The organism is Streptomyces sp. NPDC001381, assembly GCF_042895685.1.
GTDB lineage: Bacteria > Actinomycetota > Actinomycetes > Streptomycetales > Streptomycetaceae > Streptomyces.
Map to the genome: position 1 here is coordinate 177,337 of NZ_JBIAWO010000006.1, position 18,587 is coordinate 195,923.

Below are 18,587 nucleotides of genomic sequence, written 5' to 3' on the forward strand. Positions count from 1 at the left end.
GGAGACTGGCTGCGGCGGTCAGGGGTCCGCGGCGGGCGCGGGGGCGCCGGGTTGCTGCGGATCCCCTCCGTGGACAGCTCAGCCGGGCAGTTCGGTGTGCAGGCGGATCGTGGTCCCCTCATCCGGCATGGAACGGATCTCGACGAGATCGCACAGCTGGTGCGCCAGCCACAGGCCCCGCCCTCCGACCTGCGTGCTGCTGGGCCGGGACCGACCCACGAGAGGGTCCGCGATGTAGCCGGCGTCACGGAACTCGCACACCAGACGGTGATTCTGGCTCCACGTCCGCAGGACGCCCTGGCCTCCACCGTGACGGATGCTGTTGGCAGCCACTTCCGTGGCGGCCAGGTGCAGCTCGCGCAGCCGTCGGCCGCCCAGCCCGTGCAGCTCGGCGCAGGCGGCGATCTTCTCCCGCAGTGCCGGCAGGTCACCGCTGGCGTAGGCGAACTCGTCGTACGGGTCGCAGGGGTGACTCAGCGGGGCGAAGTCGAACGGTGCCTCCGGGTCGAAGTCCGTGGAGGACGCGGTACGGCCGTCCGCCCGGATCTCGGGGTGGCAGCGGGCCATCTGCTCCAGCGCAGCCGACTCCCCCGCGGTGTCGTAAGGACACAGCAGCCACCAGGCCGGACCGGCGGCGAAGGCCTTGTTGAGCAGCCACTCGTGATAGCGCAGCTCTTCCTGCTCGGCGCGGCACCGGACCTCGCTCCACGGTGACTCGCCGATCCCGCGCACGGGGCGCCCCTGCTCGGCATGCTCCTTGATCCATTCCTGCCAGGCGCCGATGAGCCGGCCCGGGTGGTGCGCCACGCTCGTGGTGTCGACGTATCGCACCGCCCCGTCGTCCGGGATCTCGGCGCGCAGCAGAAAGGCCTTGTCCTCGGGGACGGCGACGACGACGGCCTCGCCGCCGTCGAGGGCTTCGCGGATGAAGCCCACGGTGCCTTCGAGGAACTCGTCCCGGCCGCGGTAGGGGTACAGCTCGTGCCGGTATCCGTCGCCGGACGGGACCGGAGTGGGGCGGGAGGTGGTCACGGTGCCATCACCACCGGAACGGAGGGGTCCGCGTAGCCGGAGAGCTCCCAGGCCAGGCGTACGGTCTCGTTCGTCCCCTCCAGCACCACCTTGCGGTCGTGCAGACGTCCGGCCGCGCCGGCGAGGGCGCCCATCCCGGCGGCGTCGAGGAAGTCCAGGCCGTGGCACAGCAGACGCACCGTCGCCGTCTGCCGCAGCAGCGTGCCCAGGATGGCGCCGAAGGCGGAGGCGCCGTCGGCGTCGATGACCCCATTCACCGTCCAGCCGTCCTTTCCCGTCCGGTACACCTGGAACGAAGGTGACGCCGGACGGCCGCCCAGGTGGTGAGGGTGCACACACCTGGCGTTCTCCAGTGTAGAAGCGTCCCAGTCGCCACCTTGGTAGGCGCACACCACCAGAGCCCCGCTGTCCGCCGCGAACTCCTCCAGGTCCAGCTCGCAGCGCAGCAACCCTTCCGGCCCCTCAGCGGAACCGCCGGAGGTCACGTGGTGGAGCACGCGCAGCGAGCGGTAGCCCTCACGCTCGGCACTGGCGGCCTCGCGCCGTACCGCAGCGAGCAGGGAATCCTGCAGCCGGCCGGGATCGAGCACCATGGAGGCGAGATCACTCGTGGCCTGCGGGAGCGGGGAGACGATCACCACCTTGTCGCCGAAGAGAGCTCCGTCCGCGACGAAGGCCCGGCTGCGATCCATGACGTCGTCCGCAGGATCCAGCAGCTGACAGACGTGGTCGCCACAGCCGACCTCGTCGAGGGTCGCCAACGTGCGTGTCGCTCTCACCGCTTCCTCCCCTCCTCTCGCATGCCCACCTTAACGACAAGCACGCCCCCCGGCTCCAGGGCCGCGGCCACAGCGCCGCGACGGTCCCGAACCGGCCGCCGGCTTCTCCGGCCGACCCCCAGGCCCGGGATCGGCGGGCGCGCATATGTCCGCATCCGCCTGTTCGGGTCACGGCAGTCCGTCGAGTTCGGCGCGGTCGAGTCCGGGGAGGAGTACCCCTGATCGAGTCGTGGATCGGTCCCGGCGGGAAGGCGATCCGCTCGGGCCGGCGTCCGGGGTGCCGACGGGGAGACCCTCGACGCTCGCGGTCCGTGGTGCTGCGCACCGGCTTCGTCGCGTGTCACAGTAGCCGATGTGCTGCCTGAGCGGATCTCGCGGTCAACTGGTCGTCGCCACACGCCACTTGCTGTGCGTCTCGGCCTGCTGTGCCTCGTCGCGGGTGTCGTCGCGTCGTTGTTCCGGGTGCCGGAACTGTCCGCCCTGGGCTGGGCGGCCGTCGCGGCCGGGCTGACCGCGGCGATAGCCGGAACGGTTCAGGGACTCGTCACGTCAGGGATCGGCAAGGGGCAGAAGCTGATCCTCGGGGACGCCGCTCCGATCGCCGTCCACACGGTCTTCACCCACCAGGAGCTCACCCTGCGACGGCGGGGCGGGACGGGAGGCCAGGTGCACTGCGGTCACGTCCGCATGAGTGCCGAGGGACTCGTACCGCACGCCGTGGTGCTACGACGGCTCAGGGTTGTCGTGGACGGTCGACGACCGGCGCTGGATCTCGCGCCGGGTCCGCAGCAGGCGCCGTTGCCGTGCCGGACGTTCCTCGCGGACCTCGACGCAGACGAGCCCCGCCTCGTCCCTCAGGGCTCGCCCGACTTCCCGTACGTGGTGACACAGACGGAACCCGAGGTCTTCCAGGTCATGGCCTACACCGGCAGCCAGTGCGTCGACTGGCACCTGGAGCTCGAGGTGGTCAGCCAGGGCGAGACGCACACGGTGGTCGTGGACGACGACGGCAAGCCGTTTCGGGTCAGCCACCAGCCGCCGCGACAGCTCGCGTAGTGGGCTTCGTCGGGCTGGGCAGGGACGACGAGGGGATGGTCGTGGGCGTGAAGGAGCGCTGGGGAGAGCCGCGGGTACACGTGCTGCGGTCCCAGGGAACCGGGTCGCGGGGTGGCCTCGTCGGGCGCGCCGGTGAAACGGCGACGCTGCTGGATCTCCTGGGGCCGGACTCGGCGGTCCCCGGCTGCCTGGTGCACGGCCCCGGCGGCACGGGCAAGACGGCACTGGCTCGCGCCGTCGCCCGCCTCGCTCTGGGGCGCCCCGGCTGGTTCACCGGCGGGTCTCTGTTCCTTGAAGCACGCGGGAGTTGCGGCGAGGGGCACACGACGACGGCCCAGATGACCAGCGCGATTCTGCGGGCGACGCAGCTCCTTCCCGACGGTGCGGAGCTGACCGAGCAGGAGAAGGCCGCCTTCCTGCGGAAGTGGCTGACCCGGCAGAGCGCGGCCGGCAGGCGCGTCCTGTTCCTCCTCGACGACATCCAAGAGGTGCCGTCTGCCGAGGAGTTGCTGCCACCCGGAACCGGTCACCGGCTGCTCGCGACCGCACGCGGCCGACCGGCCGCCCTCGGTTCTCTCACCGCCGTCGAGCTCACCGCCTTGTCGTGCACGGACACGGAGGAGTTGATCACCGCTGTCGCGGCCCGGAACGGGCGGTCCAGTCTGTCTGTTGACGACGTCGCCGCCCTGGCCCGGTTGTGTGACGGCATTCCCCTGGCCGCAGAACTGGCCGCCGGAGCGGCGGCGTCGGACGGGCGCGCGGCCGAGCGCGCCGTAGCGCGAGCGCACGATCGGGTGTCCGATCCGGTGGAGCCGGACGGCCGGGCCCGCGCGGCGGTGCGCGCGAGCGTGGACCTGGTCCTTTCCGGCCTTCCGGAGAGCGACGGCCGTATGGCCGTGCGCATGGCTCGGCACCCCGGACCCGACCTCGGCCGCATCCATCTGACGGCATGGGGCGGAACGCCGGCCGTGCCGCCCGCCCGCGTCACGGAGCTCGCCCGAGCCGGTCTGGTCGCGCCGACCACAGGTCCGGGCGGCGAGGTCCGGTACGTGATGCATCCACTGGTCCGGCAATGCCTGCGGGAGCGCGACGACGCCGGAAGCGCCGGCCGGAACTCGCTCGCGGTCTCCTGCCTTCTGGAGACGTACGAGCGTGAGGCCGTCTCTCCGGCCGCCCGCAAAGGACACGATCCCCGGGGTGAGCAGGGGGACGCCGACGGTACCGAGGACGAGAACCTGCTGCTGGAGGACCGGGAGAACCTGGTGGCCGTGCTCCTCGGGGCAGCCGACCCCGGCGCCCCCGGCACTCTCTCGGCCGCCCGCACCGTCCTGCCGCACCTGGCCCGCGCGGATCGCCCCTACGAGACACTCGCCCTCGTCGATCGCTGCGTCACGGCTGCCCAGGCCCTCGGCGACCGGGAAGCGCTGGCACGGGCTCTGCTGGGTTGCGGTGAGGTGCTCGGGCGACTCGGCCGGTTCGAAGAAGCCGAGGCCGTGCTCGGGAAGGCAGCGGCGGCATACGAAGGGCTGAGCCGGCAGCCGCCGGAGGAGGAACGAACCGACCCCCAGGGCCGCCGGTACCGGGTACTGCTCGGGAATCCGACGCGCTACCGCCATCTCCTCGCCACCGCGCACGAACGACGCGCCGCCGTCCAGCTCGGTGCCCATCTCCACCTACGGGCCGCTGCCGCTCATCGGGCGGCCAGTGCCCTCTACGTGGACGACGGCCAGTGGTACGACCTCATGACCCGGGGTCCTGTGCGCCCCGAGTACCAGATCCGGTGGGCCGCGTCGCTGCACCGCCAGGGTGTCGCACTGGCCCGTGCCCACCGCTTCCTGGAGGCCTGCTCGGCTCTCCACCGAGGGGCGACGCTGCAGAGCGGTCTCGGAGCACGTGAGAACGAGGCCGTGGCGCTGACGGTGCTGTGGAAGACGGTGTCCCGTGCGAGCCGCCTGGCCGCGTCGGGCGTCACACACGTACGCGGTGAACTCGAGGCGCTGGACACGTTGGTGGCGGCGGTGGATCAGCAGTACCGACGGGTCGACGTGGAGGCCGCGCTCCGTGACGTCGTGGACGAGCGTGAAGGCCCCTGTGCGCATCCGGTGGAGGCATCAGCCCTCTGGGGCAACAGTCTGGTCAACTGCGGCAGGGCGGACGACGGCGTGCGTGTGCTCGGCGACGCGGCCTCTCGCTGCCGCGGCGACGGGCGGCTGATCCCGCTGGTGGAGATCCTGGACGATCTGGGTGACGCCCTGGTGGAGACGCGTCAGGCCGCTGAGGCCGTGGACGTCCACCGCGAGGCTGTTGCCGTCCGGGAGGAGCTCGCGGACCGTCGTGGTCAGGCCCTCGCCGCCGTCGGACTGGCCGGCGCGTTGCTGGCCGCCGGCCGGCGGGACGAGGCGGTGCCCCTGCTGACCGAGGCGGAGCACGTGCTGCGGCCGAGCGCCGCTGACGTCGGACCGCGTGTCATGGACAGCATCGCCGACCTCCTCACGGCCGCACAGCAGCCCGGTGCGGCTCGGCCGCCGGGGAAACGTCGATGGCGACGGCCGAGACGCCCGCGGTGATCCGGGGGCTGCGGCGGGCGGAGCGGCCGGAGGGGTGGTGGCGAGGCCGTTCCCGCGTCGGTCGACCGGCCTCCGGGGCCCCACGCGGTCGGCTGACCGATCGCGGCGCTCGGACGTCTCAGCACGTGGCGGCCCCGCACGGCGGCCGACCGTCTTCCGATGGCCCGAACGATCCGACGACACGGCCCTCAGGTCGCCTCGGCATGGACCTTCCGGCCGCTCACCGCCCAGGCCCGGGCGGTGAGCGCGATGGAACCGTCCGGCTCGGTGGGGACGGCCGCGCTGAGCGCCTCACGCAGGCGCTCCCGGCCGGCCGGAGTGAGGGCGGCCACGTAGCCCGGTGCGGGGCCCTGCCCCGCGAGGAAGGGGTTCCACAGGTCGGCGAAGTCGGTGAAGACCGTGGCCACCTCGATCGACGCGATCGACACATCGACCAGCCCCGCCTCGGCCCATACCGCGCGCAGCCGCTCCGGACGGCACACGGGGAACCGGCGGCCCTCGTCCAGCGCGGCGGCGGACGGATCCACCTGGACGGCGGCGTCCCAGAAGCGGCGAAGGAACCCCATGCCGTCGGCGTAGTCCCACACATACGCCGCGATCAGGCCGCCCGGCCGGACCACCCGGGCCATTTCCGCCACCGCCGCGGCTGGTAGGGGAAGGAAGTTCAGGGCGAGGCCGCTGACGGCCGCATCGCACGCTCCGTCACGTACCGGGAGCCGCATCGCGTCCGCCACGATGAAGTGCGCGGAGACCGGCGCCGTGGTGCGGGCCGCCGCCACGAACCCCTCGGACCGGTCGATTCCCACCATCGTCCGAGGCCGCCACCGGGCCGTCACCGCGGCCGACAGCACCCCGGTACCGCATCCCACGTCCACCCACCGCAGCTTGTCCTCGCAGCTGAGCCACGCCGCGAACTCCCGCGCGACAAGCCGGCTCCACCGGCCCATGTACCGCTCGTACGCGGCTCCGACCGCCCACACGTCGAACGGCTGCCTGTTCATGGCACCACGATCCCCGCCCCGGGGCCTCCGGGGTCGCAGCGACGCGAGCCTGCCGGGCGGCGGCCCCGGTCGAGTGGATACAGCGGAGGAAGCACTCGGAACCCGGTTGCCCGGGCGACTGTCGGCCGACGAGCGCACGGGCCCAGGCGGTTTCGTGTGGGCACGTGTGTGGCTGCCCGAGCTGGTCCGGAGGCCGAGGTTGCCGGGAGGAACGGCGACGGCCGATGAGTTTCTCCATGATCCGCAGTCAGAGATCATGGCTGGTGCGCCTCAGCCGCGAGTGCGGCCGAGGCGTGCACCGACCGAATCCTCTGAGAACCGGACACGAGACACCGAGGAATTTCAGATGCGTACCCTGATCAGCACCGCTTTCATCTCGCTCGACGGCGTCGTGGAAGCCCCGGGCGGCGAGCCCGGCTACCGGAACTCCGGGTGGACCTTCAAGGACATCGAGTTCCTCCCCGAGGCATTCGAGATCAAGGGCCGGGAACAGAAGGAAGCCACCGCCATGCTGATGGGCCGGACCAGCTACGAGGCGTTCAGTCCGGTGTGGCCCGGCATGGAGGACTTCGCCGGCTACAGGGTGATGCCGAAGTACGTCGTCTCCACCACCCTCACCGAGGACGACCTGGTGTCGAACTGGGGCGAGACGACGGTCCTGCGCTCGCTCGACGACGTCGCCGCGCTGAAGGAGACCGAGGGCGGCCCGATCATCGTCCACGGCAGCGCCTCCCTGAACCAGGCCCTTTCGGACGCCGGCCTGATCGACCGTTACCACCTGCTCGTCTTTCCGCTCCTGCTCGGAGCGGGCAAGCGGCTCTTCAGCGCCACGGACAAGGACACCCAGAAGCTGAAGCTCGTCGAGCACGAGGTCTACCCCAACGGTCTGCAGAAGAACGTCTTCGACGTCGTCCGCTGACAGGGCTCCCGCACCCGCCCTGCCGTCGCGTCCCGGACGTGCTCGGCGGGTTCGTCGGCCGGGTCCCTTTCGCGGACCCCGGCCGCGTGCTGGTGGGCGCGCACGATTTTCAGGGCACGGCTGGGTCGACGACCGGCCGATCCGAACGGAACTGCCTAGTCCGAGTGCTTCGTTCCCGCGCGAATGATCACCTCGGGCATGGTCACGGGGTGTCCGTCGCGGCAGATGAGCTCCGACTGCACCGGCGCGCCGCACTCCTGGTGGGTGAGCAGGAGCGGCGCCCGGCCCCCCGGCGAGAGGTACCGGGCTCCCCAGTCGTACAGCCCGATCACCGCGGGCGCGAGGTCCCGGCCCATCGGGGTGAGCTGGTACTCGTACCGGGTGCGCTGTCCCGGGTCCTGGTACGGCACCCGGGTGAGGATGCCCGCGGCGGTGAGTTCGCGCAGGCGGGCCGAGGCGACGGCCTCGGTGATCTCGACGCGCTGGGCGAAGTCGTCGAAGCGGGTGGTGCCGTAGAAGGCCTCGCGGAGGATGAGCATCGCCGAGCGGGTGCCGACGACGTCCAGCGCCTTGGCGATCGGGCAGTTGTCCCCGATGCGCCAGGTCGACCGATCCGCCAGCCGGTCCTCGAAGGTCGCAGCGTTCTGGGTCACATCCCCCACCCTAACTTGCGTAGGGCATAGTCAGCCATCTACGTTGCCTGGCTATGGCAAACACAAGTCAGCGCTCGGGCTTGATCCTGCTCGTGCTCACGCTCGCCGCGTTCATGGCGAGCCTGGACGTCTTCATCGTCAACGTGGCCTTCGACGCCATCGGGGACGACTTCCGCGGGACGGGGATCACCGATCTCGCATGGGTCCTGAACGCGTACGCGATCCTCTTCGCGGCCCTGCTGGTGCCGGCCGGCCGGCTCACCGACCGGTACGGCCGCAAGCGCGGCTTCCTCATCGGCCTCGTCCTCTTCACCGCCGCGAGCGCGGCGTGCGGGGCGGCCGGCAGCATCTGGGCCCTGGTCGGCTTCCGGGCGCTCCAGGCCGTCGGCGCCGCCATCCTGACCCCCGCGAGCCTGGGTCTCGTGGTCGCCTCGGCACCACCGGAGCGTCGCGCCGCGTGGGTGCGCATCTGGGCCGCCGTCGGGGCCCTGGCCGCCGCGCTCGGCCCGGCCGTCGGCGGCGTGCTGGTGGAAGCGTCCTGGCAGCTGGTGTTTCTCGTGAACGTCCCCGTCGGCGTCGCGGCTCTGGTCGCGGCCGTCGTGTGGGTGCCGGACTCGCGCGACACCTCGATCACCCGCAACCCCGACCTGGTCGGCGCGATCCTGCTGGCTTCCTCGGTCGGCGCCCTCTCCCTCGCCATCGTGCAAGGGCCGTCATGGGGCTGGACCAGCGGCAGAACGAACGCGGCCTGGATCGTCACGGCCGTCACCCTGGCCGCGTTCCTGCTGTCCTCGGCACGCCACCCCGCCCCGGTCATCGCCCCCGCGCTGATGCGCGTGAAGGCCTTCGCCTGGTCGAACGTCACGGCACTGCTGTTCACCGTCCCCTTCGCCGCGGCCCTGCTCACGAACATCCTGTGGATGCAGGAGGTCTGGCACTTCTCGGCCATCGAGACCGGCTTCGCGGTCGCGCCCGGGCCGCTGATGGTCCCGCCGTTCGCCCTCGTGTCCGCGCGCCTGGCACGCCGCCTGCCCGTCGGCGTCATCGTCTCCGCAGGATGCCTGCTGTGCGGCCTGGGCAGCGTCGTCGTGGCCACCCAGGTCGGCGCGACCCCCGACTACGCCGGCGAGCTCCTGCCCGGCTGGCTCATCGGCGGCGCCGGCGTCGGCCTCGCCCTGCCGAGCATCCTGTCGGCCGCCACGGCCGACCTGCCCGCGTCCCAGGCGGCCACCGGAAGCGCCATCGTCAGCATGAGCCGCCAGATCGGCACGGCCCTCGGCGTCAGCCTCGTCGTCGCCGTCCTCGGCACCCCGACCACATACGACGCGGCACACACCGCCTTCCAGCACGCGTGGTGGCTGCTCGCCGCGGTCGCGGCGGCCGGAGCGCTCAGCGCCCCGCTCATGACACCGGCACCGGAGCCGGAGCCGGCGCCGGCTCCGGCTCCGGCACACCCCGCCGCCGAGGCAGCGTCATGAGCCCGCGCACCTTCGCCCAGGCCACGGCGGTCACGCAGACGGGTCAGGGGACGTTCACCGCCGACCTGGACCCGCTGTGGACGGTCGTCGGCAAGCCCGGCGGGGGCTGCCTCCAGGCCATCGCGGGCCGCGCAGCGGGCCACGCGGCGGGCGCCGCCGCACCGCATCCGCACCTCGTGAGCGCGACCAGCAGCTTCATCCGTACACCCCGCCCCGACAAGGTGAGCGTCACCACCGAGGTGCTCCGCGTCGGACGTACCACCACCCACGTCCGCACCCGGATCAGCCAGGAAGACGAGCCCTGCGTGGAGACCCTCGCGGTGTTCGCCACGCTCACGAGCGAACCGGCTTCCAGAACCTGGCTGCCCGGCAATCAACCGCCGCCCGGGCGCCCGTACGCCGAATGCGCGCGATTCCAGCCCCCCAAAGACGTCTTCCCGGTCGACCTCCTCGATCAGATCGAGGTCCGCATCGAGCCCGACTCACTGGGATTCGCCACCGGTGAACCCCGCGGGCTCGGCGAGGTCCGCGGCTGGCTCGACCTCCCCGGCACACCGGCGTTCGACCCGCTCGCCCTGCTCCTGGCCGCCGACGTACTCCCGCCCGCGACGTTCGACATCCAGCTCACCGGCTGGGTACCGACCATCTCGCTGTCGACCTACGTCCGCGCCCTCCCCGCACCCGGGCCCGTGCACATCACCCTGCACGCCAACGCCGTCGCCCACGGCCGCGTGGACGAGACCTGCACCATCCGCGACAGCACCGGCCGGCTCGTCGCCCAGTCACACCAACTCGCAGCCATCCGACTCACATAGGGCCGGCAACGGGCTCCGAGCTCGGCTCTGCCGGGAATCCCGGGGTGGTCGAGGGCGACTCCGAGAACGCTCGACGTTCACAGCGAAGGCCGTGAGCAGTCGGTTTCCGGCAGCGGTCGCATGAGATCGAGGTCGTCGCCCCATGCGTCCAGCACCGCATCGTGCCCGGCTTCTCGGGCCGCCGTCTCCACAAGGGCGAAGAGGTGTCGTTGCCGGGATGCGTCGCCCGTGGCCGAGATGAGGTCCACGGCACGGAGCAGCGCGCCGGTGTCCCAGCCCGGCAACGGGTGCCGGGCGAGTTCCCACTCCAGGTACTTGTTGTAGGGGCGGGGGCGGCGTTCGAGAGCGAAGAGCAGCTCGAGCAGGAACCGGATGCTGTCGGCGGCGTCGAGACGAGCAGCGAGAGTCAAGCCGTCCCGGTGGTTCTTGACGGAGCGGTAGAGCGAGTTGGCGTAGGCGTCCAGCCAGCCACCTGCGTCCTGGAACGCCTCCTCGGCACCCAGGCGGGCCATTTCGGCGAGGATCCGGGCGATGTCGCCGTCACGGCGGTCCAGCACGATCCGGGCACGGGCGAGGGCGTGGCGTTCCCCACCGGGCGTCCCGGCCTCACGAAACTCCGTGAGGGTGACGATGACGAGGTCGAGCTCGGCGCTGCGGTGGCCCGCGAACCGGGTCAGATCGGTGCGGGCGTCGTCGGCGACGACCACGTACAGGTCGTGGTCGGAGTACGGCGTGGCCATGCCGTCGTGGGCTTGGGACCCTTTGAGGACGAGGCCGACGACGGCCGGATCAGCGGCAGCGAGTTCGACGAACGCGTCGTATGTGAGGGGTTGCCGAGCAGTCATGGTGCGGATCTCCGGTGGGTGAGTCGGGTATGCCTGCTGGGGCGACCTCTTCACGAGGCGCCCTGCACCGCCTGCGGCAGCACATGGCTGCCGCCCGGTAGATCAACGCACCTCTCGACTCCAGCGCCCGACCGTGCGCGCAGGTGAGTGCGGGGGAGACCGGAAGGAGGCGGTGCCGGTCTTCACCTGACCGACGGTGGCCTTTCCCTCCACCCTTCACAAAGGAGCCTTTGCAAAGAGTCGTTTGTGGTTTAACGTGCATGTGCATGGCAGAGATTCCCGCGGAGAAGTCCGTCGTCCTGGATGCCAAGGGCCTGCGTGCTCTGGCTCACCCCGTGCGCGTGCAGCTGCTTGGTCTGCTGCGGCTCCACGGACCCGCCACCGCCACGCAGTTGGCCGACCGGCTGGGCCTGAACTCCGGGGCGACCAGCTACCACCTGCGCCAGCTCGCCGCGGCCGGCTTCGTCGCCGAGGACGCGGAGCGGGGGAACGCGCGGGAGCGCTGGTGGCGTTCGGTGCACCAGTTGACCCGTTTCCACTCCGAGGACCTCGCGGAGCAGGAGCCTGAGGCGGCGTTGGCGTATCTGCAGTCGGTGCACAACGCGTACACCCTGCGCACCCAGCAAGCGCTCAACGGTCTCCAGACGCTGCCGCGGCCGTGGCGGGACACGTTCGACATGAGCGACACCGCCCTGCGGCTCACTCCCGCGGAGGCACGGGAGATGCGGGATGAGATCTGGTCCGTGATCGACCGGTACCGGCGGGCTCCGCACGGCGAGGAGCCGGAAGGCGCCGAGCGGGTATGGGTGAACGTCCATGTGCTGCCGGATGCCGACATCGCCGAGCAGGAGGCGGAGAGCTGATGTCGTCCAGGGGGACAGGCGTGGCCGGCCGGGCGCGGTTGCGGCCGCTCGCGGGGATTCTCACGGCGCTGCTCGTCGCGCAGAGCGGCACGAGGATTTCGGCCATCGCCATTCCGTGGTTCGTGCTCGTCACGACCGGCAGTGCCACGCAGACCGGTCTGGTCGCGTTCTGTGAGATGGGCCCCTACGTGGCGATCAAGGCCTTCACCGGGCCGCTGGTCGACCGGGTCGGGCCGCGCCGGATCTCCTGGGTCGCGGATGTGGTCAGTGCGGCTGTCGCCCTGCTGATCCCTCTGCTGCACGCCGGGGGCATGCTGTCGTTCGGGGTCTTGCTGGCCCTGGTCGCGGTGATCGGCGCTGTCCGCAGCCCTGGGGACCTGGCGAAGGACGTCATGATCCCGGAGGCGGCGGAGCGCAGCCAGGTGCCGCTGGAGCGGGCAACCGGGCTGGAGGGCGTGGTCGAGCGCCTGTCCGGGACCGTGGGGCCCGCCGTCGGCGGCGCACTGGTGGCGCTGGTGGGCCCGATGGCCGGGTTGGGAGTCAACGCGGCCTGCTTCGTCCTCGGTTCGCTGGTCGTCGCCGTGGCGTTGCCACGCGGTATGGGACGACCGCACGGGCGCCCCGCGGAGCGAGGAGGGGGCGTAAGTGCTGCGGAAGGCGGTTACTGGCACAGCCTCCGACAGGGCTTCGCGTTCCTGCGCGGGGAGCCGCTGCTGCTGACGCTCTGCGCGATGATCGGCGTCACGAATCTGCTGGACGCCGCGTGTGCGGCCGTGTTCGTGCCGGTGTGGGCCAAGGAGTCCGGCCACGGACCTGCCGCGATCGGACTGGTGTGGGCCGCGTTCAGCGTCACGGGGACCGTCGGCAGCCTCGTCGCCGCGGCGGTGGCGCACCGGTTGCGGCGTCGGCCGGTGTTCTTCCTCGGCTGGCTCGTCACGGGGGCGCCGCGGTTCCTCGTCCTCGCGTCCGGGGCGCCGCTGTGGGCCGTTGCGGTGGTCATGGGCATCGGCGGTCTCGGGGGAGGCTTCCTCAACCCGATCATCGGGGCGGTCACGTATGAACGGATCCCGCCGGAGATGGTGGGCAGGGTTCGCGGTATCGGGCAGGCCCTCACCTGGGCCGGGATTCCCCTGGGTGGCCTGCTCGGCGGCGCCGCCGTGGCGGGCGCGGGTCTCGGACCGGTACTGGTGGCCGCCGGTGTCGTGTACTTCCTCACGACCCATCTCGCGGGTCTGCGCCCGGAGTGGCGGGAGATGGACCGCCACCGCGGCAGAGGACGGGCCGGGTCGGTCCATCCGGCCACCCCGGCGGACGCCACCCCATCGGCCTCGTAGGAGCCGGTGATCCGGTCGCCCGCCGACGTTCAGCCCGGCCGGGTGCCGGTCTCGCCGTTCCCGCCCGCACGGCCGGCCTGGACGTCGACGCCCGGAGTGCGGCGGGACCTCGCCGCCGGGCGTCCTGCCGATCCGGCCGTCGCCATGCCCCCGGCGATGCCCTCCGCGCGGGGGCATGGCAGGCGCCCGTCACCGGACTAGAAGAGGCCCTTGTACCCGGCCCAGCCGCTTGCGATCTTCGTACGGGAGCCGAAGGTGCCCTTGCCGGTGCCGTTCTGCCGGTAGAGGTGTCCCGCGGTGTCCCGGGCGACGATGTCGGACGTGCCGTCACCGGTGATGTCCCCGACGCCGACGACCGCGTCGTACGAGCCGCCCCAGTCGGCGGTGATCTTCACCCGGGAGGTGAAGGTGCCCTTGCCCGTGCCGTTCAGTCGGTAGAGGTTGTCGGCCTTGTCCTGGAGGAGGAGGTCGCCGATGCCGTCGCCGTTGAGGTCTCCGGCGCCGACGATCTTCTTGTAGCCCTTCCCGTTGTCGTAGAGCTTGACGCGGGAGGAGAGCTTGCCGGTGCTGGTGCCCTTGGCGAGGTAGACGGCACCGGTCGAGGCGTTGCGGGCGACCAGGTCGGGGAGGCCGTCCCCGGTCACGTCACCCGGTGCGGTCAGGACGTCGTACTGGTTCCAGTCGCTGCCGGCGAGGGTGGTGTACGGCGTCGACGGCTTGAGCGCCGCCCCGCAGGCCGGCTTGTACAGGCGCAGGGCGCCGCTGCTCAGCCGGACCAGGACGTCGTTGCAGCGGTCCCCGCTCAGGTCGCCGAACGGCACCGCTCTGACCGAGGCCGGCCAGCCGCTCGCCGACACCGTGCCGGAGAGCTTCCCGGCCCCGTCCCCCTGGTGGAAGGTGAGCGTTCCCGAGGAGTTGAGCGTCAGGAGGTCGCCGGCACCGTCGGGCAGCGACGAGCCGCCGACATGGTCCCGCCGCACCGCCGCGCCTCCCGTCAGCCGGACGGTGCCGGACTGGACCAGTGCCGCGCCCTGCCCGTCCGCCGGCACAGCCGTCAGCGTCCAGGTGTACGAGCCGTTGGGCAGCAGTCCGCCTGCCGTGTCACGGCCGTCCCACGTCGTCGCGATCGAGTAGGCGGCCGGTCCGCCGTCGCGCGTGGCCACCACGCGGCCCGAGACCTTCTGACGTATCTCCACCTTCCAGGAGGCCACCGGTTCGGACAGCCACCACGCGCCGCGCCAGGAGACCGGGGTGGCGTCCGTCTCCACCCGCGTGGTGACGCTCCGGTAGGGAGAGACCAGCGCCGCCTCCGGCCGCCCGGTGGTCAGGACATGGACGGCCTGGTCCGGCGTGGAGTACGCGAGATCACCGGTGCGCGGGTCGAGCGCCACGAGCCCGGCGGTGTCGGTGGTCCAGCACTGGACGGCCGCCCCGGTCCACAGCCCGTAGACGCCCAGCCCTCGCTCGCCCCGGACGGCGACGACACCGTCGCCGAGGTGGGCCTGCCCGGTGGGGAGCGGGATGCTCTTCCTGGCCTGGAGGTCGTAGACACCCGCGGCGTACGGAGCGTCGCTGACGTTGCACTTCCAGTACAACCACCGTCCGACAGCCTGCAGTTCGACCATGGAGGAGCAGGCGGTGCTCACCGTGAAGGAGGTCAGCGGGGTCCCGGTGCGCGCGTCCTTGGCGGTCACCGCGCCGCCCGGGGCCGAGGACCACACCGTGGTCCCCCAGATCGCACCCGTCCGGTACGGCTCCTTGTGCAGGATCTCGCCGGAGTCGATGTCGACGACACGGAGTTCCCGGGCGCCGCCCGCGGGGGTCCCGTCGACCAGCACCAGGTTCCCGGATGCCCCCACGATCCTCGTCTGCGCCTCGGAGCTGCTGAACGAATCCTGCAGGCCCGTTTCGATCGGTGTGCCGGGAAACGTCCCGCCCTTGCCGACGACGAGCAGCTTGGGCTGCCGTCCGCCGTCCGTGCTCACTGCCCCTCGGTAGACGGTCCGGCCGTCCCCGGTGGGATACGGCTCGGGGCACAGCCCGTAGGCGGTGCTGCACCTGTCGTACGGGGCGGGCAGGCCGCCGGCCCGCGTGCGCTCGCCGTATCCGGGCGCGGCACCGGTGAGCGGGCGCTCGTACGCGGAGGTGGCCTGATCGCCGTACTCCACGGTCCTGAGCGTTCCGTGATCCAGTGTCAGGCGCTGGAGCTGCATCGGGACCGGCCGGATGCGCAGGACACGCGTCGCGTGCGGTGCGGCGTCCGCCCCGGCGGTGATGTCCTGGTAGCCGTAGTCCTCCGCCGACTGGCCGCCGACGATCTGAACGCCGCCGTCCGGCCGGACGGCGACACGGTCGGCCACCGCGCGGGCGAGGAGCGTCCGCTCGCCGGAGCCGTCGAAGGGGACGGCGACGACCTTCCAGACGGACGCCTGGGATTCCTTCTGACCGAGCGAAGGGTCATGGCGGCCCACGATCAGCGAGTCGCCGACGACGCCGAGGACCTTGGCGTCCCTGAGGCCGACCTGGACCTCGCGCACGGGCGCGTCGAACCGGCCCTGCTCGTAGATCCGTACGCCGCCCGCCTGAGGGGTGACCAGATGATGAGCGGTCACCACGGAATTGCCGTACACCGTGCCGTACGGCAGCAATGTCGCCTGCGCGGTGCGCAGATCGATCCAGGCGTACTGTCCGACGTCCTCCCCGGGGACCTTCAGAAGGGACAGGAACCCGTGGACACCGGCACGCCCGGCGTCGAGGACGTGGGCCCCCTCCGGAAGGCCCGTCACGCGACGGTCCACCGTGGTCCCGTCCGCACTGCTCAGCAGATGAAACCCGGTCCACTTCCCGTCGGCGCCGGCGCCGACCTGGGTCACCACGGTGGTGCCGATCGTTCTGCCGTACTTCTGCCCCGCGGGGACGGTGACGGTGGTGGTCTCGTCGGTGGCCATGTTCCGCAGCGAGACGTCGCCCGTCCCCCCGCTCGGCGGCAGCGCCACCACGTCCGACGCCGTTCCGAAGTACTCCACGGGGTCGTGCGCCTGCGTGCCCTCGAAGACGCGGGTCGAGCCGTCCGTGCCCGTCCACTCCAGTGCGGAGGAGCCGTTCGCGGTAGTGGCGGAGTGCAGGAACCCGGAAGGCCCGGCACTCACCACCGAGCCGGGGCCCGGTGTGGCGCGCAGGGTCGCGGGGATCGTGGCGTCGCTGAACGTTCCGGCATCGGCCGACACGGGCGAGGAGGCCGGGCCCACGGCCACCGACACGGATACGACCGCGACGGCGGCGACAAGACTCGGACGTACACGGGCATGACGAGCCAACTGGACCCTCTCCCCCACCCGGGACGGGGCGTGCACCGCTTCCCGGTGCCTCTCCCCCAGCACACCCGTCCCGCAAGTGCACTGATCCTACAGTGACTTGACAGTCCATTAGAGAGTCTTTCGATCACCCTGCCGTCCGCCAACGGCACGTACACGATCCAGGAGGCCAGCAACAGCCGGTCTCTCGACGCCTACGAACTGCCCTCCCAGGACTACCAGGTCGTCACCCGGCCGTGGAAGAACGCGGACGAGGAGCGGTGGCGGATCATCGACGTCTGAGGTCGGACGCGGGTTGCCGGGGCATCGGCGAGTCGGGCGGTGGGGGGACAAGGCCGGCGGAGTTCTTCCTGGAGCTCCCCGATCCACCGCGCGGAATCCGGGTCCGCCGGGCGGTCGCCCTCTATTATGTCATGTACACATCAAACCGAGGAGGCTCCTTGCACAGGCTGACCCGCTCGGGAACGACGATGATCATCGCCCTGGCCTCCTTCTGTGCGGCCGTCCCCGCCGACGCGTCCCCGGCTCCTCCCGGACCGGCGTCGTTCTCCGCGCACACGGTCGACGCCTCTCTGCCCGGTGCGGCCTTCGCCGTGGCGGGTGACATCGAAGGGGACGCCCGTCAGGAACTCGTGGTGACGGGGTTCGGCCGATTCGAGGCCGTTCCGGGAGGCCCGCCGATCCCCCCGGCGGCCGGCCGGCTCGCCGTCTACCAGCAGAGCGGACGAGCGCTCGACGCCTGGTCGAAGCAGCTGGTGTTCGACACCGACGCCGCGATCCCCTTCCCCAACGAACCGGGCGTGGCCGATGTCGACCGGGACGGCGACCGCGACATCGTGGTCCCGGGCGGATTCATTCGCTGCGCCGCACTGTGCGGATCCCTCACCTGGTGGGAACACCGTGCCGACGGCGTCTGGAAGCGTCATGACATCGTGACGCCGGGCAGCTCTCCGCTCTTCTACCACCGCGCCGTCCTCGTCGACTTCGACGGCGACGGCCGCAAGGACCTGGTGACCGTCGGCGAGTCCGCGCAGCCCGTCGCCAGGATCGAGGGCCGTCCCCCGGCCAGCGCCTGGATCCAGGTGTTCCGGGGCGTCGACGGGCCCGACCGCTTCAGCCGGGAGCCGGTCGACCTCGCACCCGGTGGGGGTGCCCTCCCCGTCGTCACGGACGTGGACTCCGACGGCGACCTGGACGTGGCCTCCGCGCAGTACTTCGAGCCGGGAGCAGCGTTCATGTGGCTGGAGCGCACCACGGCCCCGGGTCCGGACCACCCGGTGGGCGGCTTCACACCGCACGTCATCGACACCACGCAGGGCAGGGCGATCCAGCTGCGGCCCGTGCGCAACCTGCACGGCGACGGTCGTACCGTGTGGGTCGGTTCCAATCACACCAACACCGTCTTCCCGCCGGGCTCGACCGATCCGGCTTCCCAGGTGGTCTCGTTCTCCGTGCCGGCCGACCCGCGTTCCCCGTGGACCACGACCCCCTTGTCGACGGGGATCGTCGCGCGCGGCCGGGCCGGGCAAGCCGCGCCCGGTGTGTTCGGCAGCGGTGACCTGGACGGGGACCGGGACATCGACCTGCTGGTGTCCGGGGACGGTGACGACCGGCTGTTCTGGCTGGAGCAGAGGGACGACCGCACCTTCGACACCCATGTCCTCGCCACCGCCGCCGGTCAGGCCGGAGGCGCCCTCGTCACCGATCTCGACCGCCGGTGGCCGCCGCGCAACGAGGCCGTGTTCACCGTGTTCGAGTCCGACAGCGTCGTGGTCTGGTCCCGGGACCGAGCCGTGTGACCGCCGGTCTTGGGGGGGGGGGGCCCCCCCCGGGGGGGCGGGGGGGGGGCGCCCCCCCCCCCGCCCGCGCGGGGGGGGGGGGCCCCCCGGGGGCCCGCCCCCCCCCCCCCGGCCCCCCCCACCACCGGCGCC

At 71.9% G+C, this 18,587-nt stretch carries 14 protein-coding genes; 8 read left to right on the forward strand and 6 right to left on the reverse strand.

Annotated elements, in window-relative coordinates:
- Positions 1-78: 78 nt before the first annotated feature.
- Positions 79-1,032 (reverse strand): anti-sigma factor RsbA family regulatory protein, encoded by a 954-nt coding sequence (locus ACFY2L_RS26720; protein ID WP_390662122.1) that lies wholly within the window; start codon positions 1,030-1,032, stop codon positions 79-81.
- Positions 1,029-1,811 (reverse strand): MEDS domain-containing protein, encoded by a 783-nt coding sequence (locus tag ACFY2L_RS26725; RefSeq protein ID WP_390662121.1) that lies wholly within the window; start codon positions 1,809-1,811, stop codon positions 1,029-1,031. Before ACFY2L_RS26725 ends, ACFY2L_RS26720 begins: the two co-directional genes overlap by 4 nt.
- Positions 1,812-2,219: 408 nt before the next feature.
- Between ACFY2L_RS26725 and ACFY2L_RS26730 the strand changes: the two genes are divergently transcribed.
- Entirely contained in the window at positions 2,220-2,867 is a 648-nt protein-coding gene (locus ACFY2L_RS26730; protein ID WP_390823628.1) for a hypothetical protein, read from the forward strand.
- Complete coding sequence (locus ACFY2L_RS26735; RefSeq protein ID WP_390823629.1) at positions 2,867-5,434, forward strand: AAA family ATPase; 2,568 nt, start codon at positions 2,867-2,869, stop codon at positions 5,432-5,434. Before ACFY2L_RS26730 ends, ACFY2L_RS26735 begins: the two co-directional genes overlap by 1 nt.
- 188 nt (positions 5,435-5,622) lie before the next feature.
- Here the strand turns inward: ACFY2L_RS26735 and ACFY2L_RS26740 are convergent, their stop codons facing one another.
- The gene (locus ACFY2L_RS26740; RefSeq protein WP_390823630.1) at positions 5,623-6,435 is read right to left on the reverse strand and encodes a class I SAM-dependent methyltransferase; all 813 of its coding nucleotides are present in this window, start codon (positions 6,433-6,435) and stop codon (positions 5,623-5,625) included.
- 346 nt (positions 6,436-6,781) lie between these two features.
- On the opposite strand from ACFY2L_RS26740, the gene ACFY2L_RS26745 reads away from it, so the two are divergent.
- Complete coding sequence (locus ACFY2L_RS26745) at positions 6,782-7,354, forward strand: dihydrofolate reductase family protein (protein WP_390823631.1); 573 nt, start codon at positions 6,782-6,784, stop codon at positions 7,352-7,354.
- A gap of 155 nt (positions 7,355-7,509) precedes the next feature.
- Here ACFY2L_RS26745 and ACFY2L_RS26750 read toward each other — a convergent pair whose 3' ends face one another.
- On the reverse strand, positions 7,510-8,007 hold the full coding sequence (locus tag ACFY2L_RS26750) for a winged helix-turn-helix transcriptional regulator (RefSeq protein ID WP_390823632.1): 498 nt from the start codon (positions 8,005-8,007) through the stop codon (positions 7,510-7,512).
- Between the two features lie 53 nt (positions 8,008-8,060).
- Here ACFY2L_RS26750 and ACFY2L_RS26755 point away from each other — a divergent pair, with 53 nt between their 5' ends.
- Together ACFY2L_RS26755 and ACFY2L_RS26760 are read left to right on the forward strand one after the other, a co-directional pair.
- A complete protein-coding gene (locus tag ACFY2L_RS26755) occupies positions 8,061-9,485 on the forward strand; it encodes an MFS transporter (RefSeq protein ID WP_390823633.1) in 1,425 nt (474 codons plus the stop codon).
- Entirely contained in the window at positions 9,482-10,300 is an 819-nt protein-coding gene (locus ACFY2L_RS26760; RefSeq protein ID WP_390823634.1) for a thioesterase family protein, read from the forward strand. The genes ACFY2L_RS26755 and ACFY2L_RS26760 overlap by 4 nt, the downstream gene beginning before the upstream one ends.
- A gap of 77 nt (positions 10,301-10,377) precedes the next feature.
- On the opposite strand, the gene ACFY2L_RS26765 is transcribed toward ACFY2L_RS26760, so the two are convergent.
- Entirely contained in the window at positions 10,378-11,145 is a 768-nt protein-coding gene (locus ACFY2L_RS26765; RefSeq protein WP_390823635.1) for a hypothetical protein, read from the reverse strand.
- A gap of 266 nt (positions 11,146-11,411) precedes the next feature.
- Here ACFY2L_RS26765 and ACFY2L_RS26770 point away from each other — a divergent pair, with 266 nt between their 5' ends.
- Together ACFY2L_RS26770 and ACFY2L_RS26775 are read left to right on the forward strand one after the other, a co-directional pair.
- A complete protein-coding gene (locus ACFY2L_RS26770) occupies positions 11,412-12,008 on the forward strand; it encodes an ArsR/SmtB family transcription factor (RefSeq protein ID WP_390823636.1) in 597 nt (198 codons plus the stop codon).
- Positions 12,008-13,342, forward strand: a complete 1,335-nt coding sequence (locus tag ACFY2L_RS26775; protein WP_390823637.1) for an MFS transporter — start codon at positions 12,008-12,010, stop codon at positions 13,340-13,342. The genes ACFY2L_RS26770 and ACFY2L_RS26775 overlap by 1 nt, the downstream gene beginning before the upstream one ends.
- A 197-nt stretch (positions 13,343-13,539) precedes the next feature.
- Here the strand turns inward: ACFY2L_RS26775 and ACFY2L_RS26780 are convergent, their stop codons facing one another.
- Positions 13,540-16,602, reverse strand: coding sequence for an FG-GAP-like repeat-containing protein (locus tag ACFY2L_RS26780; protein ID WP_390823638.1), 3,063 nt, complete (start codon positions 16,600-16,602; stop codon positions 13,540-13,542).
- A gap of 494 nt (positions 16,603-17,096) precedes the next feature.
- On the opposite strand from ACFY2L_RS26780, the gene ACFY2L_RS26785 reads away from it, so the two are divergent.
- Entirely contained in the window at positions 17,097-18,455 is a 1,359-nt protein-coding gene (locus ACFY2L_RS26785) for an FG-GAP repeat domain-containing protein (protein WP_390823639.1), read from the forward strand.
- Positions 18,456-18,587: the final 132 nt, after the last annotated feature.